This window comes from Chryseobacterium sp. (genome assembly GCF_019236175.1).
Lineage (GTDB): Bacteria > Bacteroidota > Bacteroidia > Flavobacteriales > Weeksellaceae > Chryseobacterium.
In genome coordinates, this window is record NZ_JAFAJM010000004.1 from 224322 (window position 1) to 236275 (window position 11954).

7 protein-coding genes and 1 pseudogene are annotated in these 11954 nt (G+C 35.8%); 2 read left to right on the plus strand and 6 right to left on the minus strand.

The window, feature by feature from the left end; translation table 11 throughout:
- Positions 1–292: 292 nt before the first annotated feature.
- Positions 293–1981 carry a gamma-glutamyltransferase gene (gene ggt / locus JO178_RS03645; RefSeq protein WP_291931766.1) on the plus strand — a complete coding sequence of 563 codons (1689 nt, stop codon included), beginning with the start codon at positions 293–295 and terminating at the stop codon, positions 1979–1981.
- Between the two features lie 225 nt (positions 1982–2206).
- Positions 2207–3430 (plus strand): annotated as a pseudogene (locus JO178_RS03650) (dicarboxylate/amino acid:cation symporter).
- A 19-nt stretch (positions 3431–3449) separates the two neighbouring features.
- Here JO178_RS03650 and JO178_RS03655 read toward each other — a convergent pair.
- The 6 genes from JO178_RS03655 to gyrB form a co-directional block, all read right to left on the minus strand.
- Complete coding sequence (locus JO178_RS03655) at positions 3450–4301, minus strand: YegS/Rv2252/BmrU family lipid kinase (protein ID WP_291932150.1); 852 nt, start codon at positions 4299–4301, stop codon at positions 3450–3452.
- Between the two features lie 43 nt (positions 4302–4344).
- Positions 4345–5169, minus strand: a complete 825-nt coding sequence (locus JO178_RS03660; protein WP_291931769.1) for an RsiV family protein — start codon at positions 5167–5169, stop codon at positions 4345–4347.
- A 100-nt stretch (positions 5170–5269) separates the two neighbouring features.
- Positions 5270–7204: a DUF3857 domain-containing protein gene (locus JO178_RS03665; RefSeq protein ID WP_291931771.1), complete on the minus strand. Its 1935-nt coding sequence runs from the start codon at positions 7202–7204 to the stop codon at positions 5270–5272.
- 1 nt (position 7205) lies between these two features.
- Positions 7206–9101 carry a DUF3857 domain-containing protein gene (locus JO178_RS03670; protein ID WP_291931774.1) on the minus strand — a complete coding sequence of 632 codons (1896 nt, stop codon included), beginning with the start codon at positions 9099–9101 and terminating at the stop codon, positions 7206–7208.
- Between the two features lie 384 nt (positions 9102–9485).
- On the minus strand, positions 9486–9914 hold the full coding sequence (locus JO178_RS03675) for a DUF5684 domain-containing protein (RefSeq protein ID WP_291931777.1): 429 nt from the start codon (positions 9912–9914) through the stop codon (positions 9486–9488).
- An 82-nt stretch (positions 9915–9996) separates the two neighbouring features.
- A complete protein-coding gene (gyrB, locus tag JO178_RS03680; protein ID WP_291931781.1) occupies positions 9997–11931 on the minus strand; it encodes a DNA topoisomerase (ATP-hydrolyzing) subunit B in 1935 nt (644 codons plus the stop codon).
- Positions 11932–11954 lie beyond the last annotated feature (23 nt).

An 11954-nucleotide genomic window follows, 5' to 3' on the forward strand; every position in this document is an offset into this window, starting at 1 on the left:
ATTTAAAAAAAAGGCCTGCCATTATGATCAAAACTTATCTGTAAAATCCGGACCTGCATTCATAAGATGATATCCTGTGCTAATATCAGTGATCTTTTTAATCTATCATTCGGGTAGAGCAATACATACAATCCGGTAAACAGCACAGAATGACTGTTTTATAATATATACTTAAGAAATAACAATCCTCAAAATCCATAGTTATTTCGGATAAAACACCTTATCTCCAACCTTACAGACAATGATTTACACAAAAAATCAATAATTTTGTTCTAAAGAAAAAACAATTAGTATGAAGAAGATTTTAATTGCTTCGATGCTGTTGGCAGCTCAACTCAGCTGGGCTCAGTTCACAGATATCAATATTATCAAGGAAGTACAGGTAAAAAAGAAAGGTGTTGTAGTCTCTGCACACCCATTAGCCAGTGAAGCGGGGGCGAAAATCTTAAAAATGGGCGGTAATGCCTACGACGCTATTACAGCAACCCAATACGCACTTGCTGTTGTTTATCCACAGGCAGGAAATATTGGTGGCGGCGGATTTTTAGTCGGCGTAAAAAATAATGGTGAAAAATTTACACTGGATTACAGGGAAACAGCTCCGAAAAAAGCTTCCCGTGACATGTACATTGATAAAAAAGGAAAAGCAGATACAGATCTTTCTCAAAACGGAAGACTTGCAGTGGGCATTCCCGGAAGTGTAGCCGGTTTTTTTGCGACCCTGAAATATGGTAAGCTTCCAATGGAAAAGATTATTCAGCCTGCTATTGATCTGGCAGAAAAAGGATTTACCATCACAGATAAAGAAGCAGAAATGCTGAATAGTCAGAGAGAAAAATTCCAGAAACACAATAAATCTTCTATCATTTTTGTAAAAGATGCTCCATGGAAAGCCGGCGATCTTTTGATCCAAAAAGACCTGGCTGAAACGCTGAAACTCATCCAGAAATTAGGTGCTAAAGGTTTTTATGAAGGGAAAACAGCTGATCTTTTGGTAGCTGAGATGAAAAGAGGCAACGGAATCATCACCCTTGAAGATCTTAAAAATTATAAAGTCGCAGAGAGAAAGGCTCTTGAATTTGATTATAAAGGGAACGATGTGGTAACGATGCCTTTACCTTCAAGCGGTGGAGTTCTTCTTGCCCAGATGCTCAGAATGGCTAGTTTCGAAAATCTTGAGAAATACCAGCAAAACTCTACAAAAGCTGTTCAGATCATGGCTGAAGCAGAAAGAAGAGCCTTTGCAGACAGAGCCGAATACATGGGTGACCCTGATTTCATTCAGGATAAAACATCCTATCTGATCTCTGACGATTACCTGAAAGGAAGATGGAAAAGTTTTAGTTTTGATAAAGCCACGCCAAGTTCAGAAGTGGGTAAAATTATTGAACAGCCTAAAGAATCTATGCAGACAACCCATATTTCCGTATTGGATAAGGATGGAAATGCCGCTTCTGTAACCACAACACTTAACGGCTATTACGGAAGTAAAGTGCTTGTTTCAGGAGCCGGATTCTTTTTAAATAATGAAATGGATGATTTCTCCATCAAACCAGGAGTTCCGAATATGTTTGGAGCAGTAGGGGGAGAAGCTAATTCTATTCAGCCTAATAAGAGAATGCTGTCTTCCATGACTCCGACAATTATCCTTAAAAACGGGAAACCTTTTATGGTCGTGGGAACTCCCGGAGGAACAACGATTCCGACTTCAGTATATCAATCTATCGTAAATGTTGTGGATTTTAAACTGAATGCCAATATATCGGTCAATGCACCAAAATTCCACCACCAATGGCTTCCGGAAAGCATTAGTGTTGAAAATAACTTTCCGGAAAGTACCATTTCCGAACTTAAAAGTAAAAATTATGTTATTGAAAAAGTAAAACAGATCGGTAAAACAGAAATGATTGTTCTTGATGAAAACGGAAACATCCATGCTGTAGCAGACGGTCGTGGTGATGACTCAGTTGCTGTTGAATAATTATTGATACTTAACATTCATCAAAAAAAGGGTTAGAAATATGTTCTAGCCCTTTTTTGATGCGTACTGATTTTCCCTTCCGGACCCTATTTTTTTAATAGCTTTAACTCTTTCATTACAAATTCATGATTTTTATCATGAATTTGGAAAAATTTCATAATTTCGCGATGCAAAAAATTATTTCTTTTGAAGTCAAAAAAACTCTTTCAACAGCTATATTTTCAGGTGTTTCTTGCCATCATTGCAGGTATTCTTTTGGGGAACTTCTACCCTGAACTGGGAGAGAAGATGAAACCACTGGGAGACGGATTCATTAAACTGGTTAAAATGATCATTGCTCCCGTCATTTTTATTACGCTGACATTGGGAATTGCCCACATGACAGACCTTAAAAAAGTAGGGAGAATTGCCATCAAAGCAATGATTTACTTTTTTACATTTTCCACACTGGCCTTGATCATTGGGCTCATTGTAGCCAATGTCCTGCATCCTGGTCATGGTTTGAATATTGCCCCTTCTAGTCTTTCAGGAGATGTATCATAGTATAAGGCACAAGCTCATGAAACCTCTCTTACCGGGTTTATTATGAATATTATTCCGGAAACCTTATTCAGTCCGTTGGTTGGAGATAATATTCTTCAGGTACTTCTCGTTGCCATTTTAACGGGAGTAGCATTGGTATTAACCAAAGAAAAAAGTCAAAGAATTACAGATTTCCTTCAGGATTTATCTGCTCCGATTTTCAAGATTGTACATATATTAATGAAACTTGCTCCTGTAGGAGCTTTTGGAGCGATAGCATTCACAATAGGAAAATACGGCATTCATTCTGTACTGAATCTGATTTATCTGGTACTTACCTTTTATATAACCTCTATCCTGTTTGTTGTATTAGTTCTGGGAGCTGTGGCATGGTATAACGGGTTCAGTATTTTCAAATTGCTTCTTTATATTAAAGAAGAATTGCTTCTGGTATTGGGAACAAGCTCTTCTGAGCCGGCTCTTCCGAGACTGATGGAAAAACTGGAAAAGGCAGGTTGCTCTAAAGCAATTGTCGGACTGGTAGTCCCCACCGGATATTCATTTAATTTGGACGGAACCAATATTTATATGACTTTAGCCGCGCTTTTCATCGCTCAGGCGCTGAATATACATCTTCCCCTGGAAAGGCAACTGATGCTTTTATTTGTAGCCATGCTAAGTTCCAAAGGTGCTGCCGGAGTTACCGGTGCAGGATTTGTTACTCTGGCTGCAACATTAGCTGTAGTTCCTGAAGTTCCGCTTGCGGGAATGACCCTGATTTTAGGAATAGATAAATTTATGAGTGAATGCAGAGCGCTAACCAATGTGATAGGAAATGCCGTAGCTACAATAGTGGTTGCCAACTGGGAAAAGCAACTTGATAAAGAACAGCTCCAGTATAGTCTGAATCATACAGAAATAGATTAAAACGAGGTTGAAGAAAGCTTTAAACTAAAATATTCAAACTTGCCGGTTGCACTTTCACGTGGACCGGTGATTTTATTTTGTTAAATTCTCCGTCAAGATGCCAGTTCTTTGTATTTACCTGAAATGAAATTTCAGAAACCGGAAGATAAGTAACATATTCATCGTCTTTCAGTCTTTTGGTAAACATTCTGAACGCAAATAGTGCTGAATAGGTAAGCGGAAATTTTTTCACCAGAACCATATCTACCAGTCCGTCACTTTTACTCGCTTTAGGGGCGATGTAGGCATTATTACCAAATTGACGGGTATTGGCAATATTCAACATAAGATATCTGCCATTGTATTGCTGGTACTGCTCGTCAAAAAACTTTACTTTAATGGGTTTATAATTGAAGAATGTTTTCAGAGAAACTTTGATATAATTCTTAAATCCGCGGCTTGTTTTCTCAAATTCTTTAACGACTTTACCGTCAAATCCGGTACCTGAAACATTAATAGAAAGTCTGTCGTTAACAGTGAAGGTATCAATCTTTCTTGATTTTTTCGCTTTTATTTTCTGCAAAAGCTCATCCAGATTTTTACTGAAACGGGTTTCATTGGAAAATCCATTTCCTGAACCTGCCGGAAATATGGCCAGAATTTTATCTGTAGAAATCAGATTTTGGGCGACCGTAGAGATGGTTCCATCCCCCCCAATAGCTACAAAGATATCTACATTATCAAAATGAGTCTGAATAAACTCATCTGTTCCGGGAATAGATTCTGAAACATAATACAAAGGGTTATTTACCTTAGTTTTAAGTTCATCCAGAAATGGCTGATAATTCTTTTTGGCCGAAAAAGGATTGATGATAAAAGCTACATTTTCCATTACTGCAAAAATAAACAATGCTTCCTGATCCGGAAGCATTAATCTATTTAATTTTCATTCTTTCTTTAAATTCTGTATTGAGGGTCCCCTTTAATTCTTCCCAGGAAACGGGAATTGTAATATCTCCGGCAGCAAAAGCTGCGATTTCGTAAGGGCTATAATGAAAATACAGGCGATCCTGATCAAAATAGAAATTATTAGTGGCAGGAATTTTATCAACCAACAGCATTTCTGAGTTTTTCACTTCTCCTTCTGCATCTGTCGTTCCGCTGTTGATTTTATTAACATTTTTCATCAGAATATCCCCAATCTTACCTGCGGGCATTGAGGTAATGTCTTTCAATTCCAGTTTTTTATTATTTTTAAGGTCGAATACTCTTTCTGAAAATCCGTAATTATCATGTGCTCCCCCTTCGTATCCGCTTCCTGTATATTGGATATGCATATAACCGTTAGTATTCGAAATAAGATTCATATGGGAACTTGAATACCAGTTCTGGGCGTACGTAATATCTGAAGCCCAATCTTTGCTGTCATTTTTTACAGAAGAAAAGTAGTTCTGTTTTTCTTTTTCCAGATAAGCCTGAAGCCCCTGTTTAGAAAAATCCTTAATATTCTTTTCCTGAAAGTAAATACTGTCCAGAAGTTTTTTATCCTTTAATGAAGGAAAAACCAAAAGTTTAGCCATAAAGGCCACTTTTATAGAATCTGTTATTTTTGTAGAATCACTGATTTTAACAGAATCTACAACCATTTCTCCGGATGGTTTGTTTTCTGCTTTTTCTGTTGCCGCAACTGTTTCCGTTTTTTTACAGGCAGCAAAAAGGAAAAATGCAGATAACGCTAAAACAGCAGTCGTATTTTTCATAATTTATAATTTTTCATATGAATACAAAAACCATTCAAAAGATGAATGGTTTTTGAAAAAAATTAATATTTTTTTGTAAATAAAAGTCACAAAAAGACAATTAGGACTTCTTAATTAAACTGATCACCTGATTTTCATGTTTGGATGCAACTCCCCAGATCTGTTTGAAAGCAGGATAATATTCTTTAGGATAATCCGGACTTATCACTTTAGTAGCAGAGGTAATTTCCAGCTTATTTCCATTTTGTACGGCAGTATAACTGTATTCTATTTCCTTATCTTCAGTTACAATTCTTTTATTTTTAGGCATTTCTTCTATGACATAGCCTTCAGGAATTTCAAGAGTGATCTTTTTCACTTTTGATGTCGGAGCACCAAAATCAATAGGATACCTTCTTTCTTCCGTCTGATCAAACTCATTAGAACTTTTACTTAAAAACAACATTGGATTGATGATCATTTTCTTTCCTACCCGGTCAATCAGGTTATTTGAAGAAAAGCTCATCGTACTCTCAAATTCGCCGTTATCCAAAACTTTTGAATCAATTCCCGTGAAATCTATAGAGAAATTTTCATTATACTGTTTTTTATACTTTTCAGTATTTTCGTCATAGCTTTCCTTAACAAGCATGGCAAAAACCCCTGTATCTCTGTCAGAATATGTTCCGGAAATGCTTCCGTCATCATTAATCTTTGCATTCACTGTAAGGAATGTACTTCCAGGTTTATTATTGGTCATCTGGATCTGCTCCACTTTATCTTTTCCTACTAAAATCCCAAACTGGTTCCAGTTTTTCAAAGGAATCTGATCCACTGAAGATTGTTTAGAGGTCGCATCATAAATGTGAAACCCATCGCCCATATTGACAGCCGCCAGTACATAGTTCATATTTGCTATATTAGGAGATGCCAGATTGATCAATCCGTTATCTACTGTTGAAATAACCAGCGGATCGGCTTTTAGGCCAGCTTCTCTCAAAAGCATGACCAGATAAAGATTAATTTCTGCAGCATTTCCCTGTTTGGTTTCTAAAAGCTTTTTAATTCCGTCTTCCGTATAAATTCCTTTATCTTTATTCCAGGTAAATGTCTTTTGAACATAATTAAAGATGGCATTGGCTTTTTCAGCAGGTGTTTTCAATTCGGCAATTCCTGCCGGCATTTTATCTTTAGCCAGTCTCGTTTTTTTCAGTTCCTCACCAAAGTCTTCACGCTCATAAAGTCTTTTCCCGATCTGATCCCAGGAAGATGAATATAGTTTAAGCTCTTTAAAGTTGGTAGAATGAAGCTCCGCACTGATCTTTGTACGGTAATTTCTGTCATTTCGTACAAATTTCTCAGTCTTAAAACCTTTTAAATTTTCAAAACCAAATCTGTATGTTTTATACTGATTGTTATACAGGTACTTATCACTTACATCTCTGTATTTAGGAGTTAAGCTTCCGGTATAATTCATATTATAGGCAATATTAAGCGGAGAATCAATAACATATTCCGTATAAAGAGAAGGAGTATCCGATTCTACTAAAAACTCAGGGATTGCATATAAAAACGGAGACAGCACCTCATACTGATATTCCAGAACAGAACCATTCTTCACATTAGGAAAAGCAAATTTAGTTACTGTAGTATATTTGCTTTCTTTACTTTTATACTGGGAGCTCTTCTCAACTTTTACAGGAACTGTTTTCCCGTTTTCAAGATTGTAAGTAAAAGCTTTAAACTTATTTAAAACTTCCTGCTCTGTAGCATTCTGATAAAGCGGAACTTCTACATTCAACCAATCTTCTGCTTTATCTTTATTATATATTTTTACTCTGTAAAAGTATTTCTTGTGTAAATCTCCTGTAGTTATATCTACTAAAAAATGAACCGATTTATAAAGAATTTCTGCCGGAGCATTTTCATCCAGCGCTGATTTTGTTTTAGACAAATCTGCCTCATTAAATTTAGGGGGATCCAGAAACTCATGTTTTTGTGCCGTCACCAACATTATATTGGCCGCACAAACGATTAGCATCACTATTTTCTTCATCTTAGATTTTTGTAATTAAAATTTTTGAATTGTCCATGTTTATTGTTTTCTTTCTGAAATTAATGTACTCATTGAATTTCTCTTTGGGATATGTCCCTTTATTGATTTGTATTTTTCTGATCACTTTCACTTGTTCCCCATTCTTGGCAAAGCTTAGTTTATAGTATCCGAATTCAGATTTTATATGGGCATCTTCAGGCGTCTCATCAATTTTATATCCTGCAGGAATACTAAAACTAATCTCATATTCATCTTCAAAAGATTGTCCGATTTCAAAGGGCAGTTCTCTGTTTTCTTCTGTTTTATAAACATTATCAGAGAATATAGGAACCGCTCTGAATATCAGACTATTGCCTGCTCTTTTTGAAAAATTATTGGTTTTAAAATCAATATCATAGGTAATAACAGCTTTATCTCTGTCATTGACGAAATTTTTCATTTCCACCTTTTCAAAGTTTAAAACATTTAATCTCTCTTTCAAGGTTTCATTTCTCTCTTTAGAATCAAGGTTGGCATATACAAGATTATAATCATACTGACTTCCGGTATATGAAAAGTTTACCTCTCCGGTGATACTGTTATCTTCCGCCAGCTTAATTTTAAGAATTTGTTTTTCTTTATTCTGTTCAGCAGTATAAACAGGAGTAGAGATAAGCTCAATACCATTTTTCTTTACAGAAAGTACATTTCTGTCAGTAGTACTGTAACTCAGGTGATTAAATGCCGTTTGTTGTGAGGTATTTTCAAGCCAGATATTCCCTTTCTCTGTAGGTACCATTAAGATAGCATGATTTCCGCCCATTTTTGGAAAATCAGGGTCAAAAGATACCTGAGAAAATCCTGAATTGATTACACAGTAATAGGACGGTATTCCAGCTTCATCCAATAAAGTTTTCATATAATTGGTAAGGCCTTTGCAATCTCCGTATCCTTTTTTATGAACTTCATTAGGCATCATCGGAAGCCAGCCTCCGATTCCTAATCCTACATAAATGTATCTGGTTTTGGCCTGCATATACTGATAAATCTTTTTCACTCTATCTTCAACAGACCCCTGAAGCTGCAACGCTGCAATTTCAGATTTGATTTCCGGGGTAGAAACGGCAACAGGTTCTATGAGGTTTTTATAATACCAGCTCCCGAAATCTGTCCAGTTATTTAAATCTCCCTGTCTTCCCGATAAATTGAATTTTGCCAGAGCAAAACTTACCTTAGGTAAGATTTTTAAAGGTTGCGGCAAAAGTGAAACATCATTTACTGCAGGAACATTTTTATAGGAATACTTTTTTTCACCGCCACTGCCATTTTCGCTTACAGCAGCATAATTATATGGTGAAGGGTAAATTTTAGACCGCAGTTCAATACCAGAGGTATTAATTACTTTAAATTCCGCTTCTTCCAACGAGGTGTTGGTAGAATAGAACGGTACAAAATCGGGAAGGAAAATGGTTTTTTTATCGGTTATCTGATATGAAAAATCTATCGTATACGGATATTGAACAGGAGTATAATTAAGTACTAAAAGTCGGTTATCAGAATAAAATACACCTTGCCGGTTATTGGCAAAATCACTAAAGTCAGATTTAGAGAAACTTTTTACTTTTTTACCGGCCTCGTCATAGATAGTCACTTTTATATCTGAGATACTATTGTCTTTATCATAAGGAATATAAGCTATTGCTTTTTCATTTCCATCCTTATTTAAAACAGTAGTAATCGTGTTATACTGATATTTTATATCATCAATTTTATTAATCTGAATGGTTGTCAGTTCTTTTCGGATGACAATATTTGCATTCTTCTTTAAATTTTCAGGAATTGCAGAAACGGGATATATCTGCGCAAAGTACATTGAAGCTGTGGCAGTTAAAGCCCCAAGAAATAAGATCTTCATCATGGTTATTAAAATTATGCAAACATAAGAAAATCTTAATAACTGTTAAAATAGTTTAACCAAAAAAACTTCATTTAATGAAGCCTTCACTAATACTCATAAGTATTATCTTAAAATCTATCTGTAGAAATCTTATAAGTGGACAATTAAAATTTTTCTTTGTTTAAATTACACATTTCCAGTTTCGTCATACAGAAGGTATTTTTCAATGTATTAATTCATATTTTTATAAATACACTGAATAATTTTATACACATTCTACGGGCTCAAAATTAATATTATTTCTATTTCAAATATTTCATTAAATCTATAATTAATTTACAATCAATATAAAATTAATTCTACAAAAAAAAGACTTCATTGCTGAAGTCTTGTCTTTTAGGTTTATTATTTAAAATCATCCGGAATTCTATTTTTATCATAAGAATCACTTCCGAGTCCTAATACAGGAATAAAAATACATCCAAGGAAAAATAACAAGATTGTGTATAGAGGAGTTTCTTTTCCAAAGCCCTTTGCCAGCCTGTCATAGACTATCCATGCAATAAATAGATTAACTAAAGGAATAAAGAATAAGATAATCCACCAAATAGGTTTCTTTACAATATCCAGCATCACAATCGTATTATAAATGGGAATAAAACCAGCCCAGGCATCTTCTCTGCCTGCTTTCTGGAAGATCTTATACATACAATATCCATAAAATATATAGATAAGTAAACTGAAAATCATGGTTCCGATTCCTAATCCTGCGGCAGCGGCACCTGAAACCGCATTTACATTTTCATAAGAATCTGTTTGTAAAAGAGTTAACATATTATTATTTTTTTTGGTTTAGTCAAATATAAAAAAAAGCTTCTAAATAATTAGAAGCTTTCTTTTATATTTGAATGATATTTTATGCATCAATTTTTGCATATTTTGCATTTTTCTCAATAAACTCTCTTCTTGGAGGAACTTCATCCCCCATCAACATTGAGAAAACACTATCTGCTTCAACGGCATTGTCAATCGTTACCTGTTTTAAGATTCTATGCTCTGGGTTAAGTGTTGTTTCCCAAAGCTGCTCAGGGTTCATTTCTCCAAGACCTTTGTAACGTTGCACCTCTACTCCTTTTCCGTCCGGAGACATTTCTAATGTAAACTCCTCACGTTCTTTCTCGTTATAAGCATATACCTTCTTGTTACCTCTTTTCAATAGATATAACGGAGGTTGGGCAATATAAATATATCCGTTCTCAATAAGTTCCTTCATATATCTGAAGAAGAAAGTAAGGATTAGGGTAGAAATGTGGGATCCATCGATATCGGCATCGGTCATAATGACGATTTTGTGATATCTCAGTTTCGCCATATTCAATGCTTTACTATCTTCTTCTGTTCCTACAGAAACCCCAAGAGCAGTATAGATATTTCTGATTTCCTCATTATCATATACTTTATGAAGCATGGATTTTTCAACATTCAGAATTTTACCTCTTAGAGGTAAAATCGCCTGGAAGTGTCTGTCACGTCCTTGTTTAGCAGTACCCCCTGCGGAATCTCCCTCTACAAGGAAAATTTCAGATTCTGCCGGATCTTTGGATGAACAGTCAGATAATTTTCCGGGAAGACCTGAGCCTCCCATCGGAGATTTTCTCTGCACCATTTCACGTGCTTTCTTAGCTGCCTGTCTTGCTTTTGCAGCCAATACCACTTTCTGTACGATCAGCTTGGCTTCAGTAGGGTTTTCTTCAAGGAAATTAGTTAACATTTCCCCTACGATTTTATCTACCGCTCCGGATACTTCGGAGTTTCCTAATTTTGTTTTAGTCTGGCCTTCAAACTGAGGTTCCATTACTTTTACAGAAATTACAGCTGTTAGCCCTTCACGGAAATCATCTCCTGTAATTTCTACTTTTTCTTTTGCCGGAATTCCTAATTCGTCTGCATATTTCTTTAAAGTTCTTGTTAAAGCTCTTCTGAAACCTGCTAAGTGAGTTCCTCCTTCGTGAGTGTTGATGTTGTTTACATATGAGTGAAGATTCTCGTTGAAAGATGTATTGTAACGCATCGCTACTTCTACAGGGATATCATCTCTTTCACCTTCCATGAAGATCACGTGTTCCATAATAGACTCACGGTTGCCATCAATATAAGCAACAAACTCTTTTAATCCTCCTTCAGAGTGAAAAACTTCTGATCTGAAAGAACCGTCTTCCAATTTCTCTCTCTCATCAGTAAGGGTAATCGTAATTCCCTTATTAAGGTAAGAAAGTTCTCTTAAACGGCTTGCCAGAGTATCATAGTTGTAAACTAATTCTGTAAAGATAGTATCATCCGGCTGGAAAAACTGCTTAGTTCCTCTTTTGTCACTATTACCAATTTCTTCAACTCCTGTTTGAGCTTTTCCTTTGGAATATACCTGCTGATAAACGTTTCCGTCTCTGTAAACAGTAGTAATCATTTCGTTGGAAAGTGCATTCACACACGAAACCCCAACTCCGTGAAGACCTCCGGAAACCTTGTAAGAATCTTTATCAAACTTACCACCGGCTCCAATTTTCGTCATTACAACTTCAAGAGCAGATTTTTGTTCTTTTTCGTGGAAGTCAACGGGAATACCTCTACCATTATCACTCACCTCGATTCCGTTTCCTTCTTTAATGGCAACAAAGATCGTGTCGCAGAATCCTGCCAATGCCTCATCGATAGAGTTATCTACTACTTCATAAACCAAATGATGGAGACCTCTTGTCCCGACATCACCAATGTACATTGAAGGACGCATACGTACGTGCTCCATTCCTTCCAATGCCTGAATACTACTAGCTGTATATTGTTTTTGACTCATATATTTTTTTAGATTTGAAGAGC

Coding starts and splice junctions, on each gene's coding strand:
- gyrB (WP_291931781.1), bottom strand. CDS start 11,931: ATGAGTCAAAAACAATATACAGCTAGTAGTATTCAGGCATTGGAAGGA.
- JO178_RS03675 (WP_291931777.1), bottom strand. CDS start 9,914: ATGTTAACTCTTTTACAAACAGATTCTTATGAAAATGTAAATGCGGTT.
- ggt (WP_291931766.1), top strand. CDS start 293: ATGAAGAAGATTTTAATTGCTTCGATGCTGTTGGCAGCTCAACTCAGC.
- JO178_RS03670 (WP_291931774.1), bottom strand. CDS start 9,101: ATGATGAAGATCTTATTTCTTGGGGCTTTAACTGCCACAGCTTCAATG.
- JO178_RS03655 (WP_291932150.1), bottom strand. CDS start 4,301: ATGGAAAATGTAGCTTTTATCATCAATCCTTTTTCGGCCAAAAAGAAT.
- JO178_RS03665 (WP_291931771.1), bottom strand. CDS start 7,204: ATGAAGAAAATAGTGATGCTAATCGTTTGTGCGGCCAATATAATGTTG.
- JO178_RS03660 (WP_291931769.1), bottom strand. CDS start 5,169: ATGAAAAATACGACTGCTGTTTTAGCGTTATCTGCATTTTTCCTTTTT.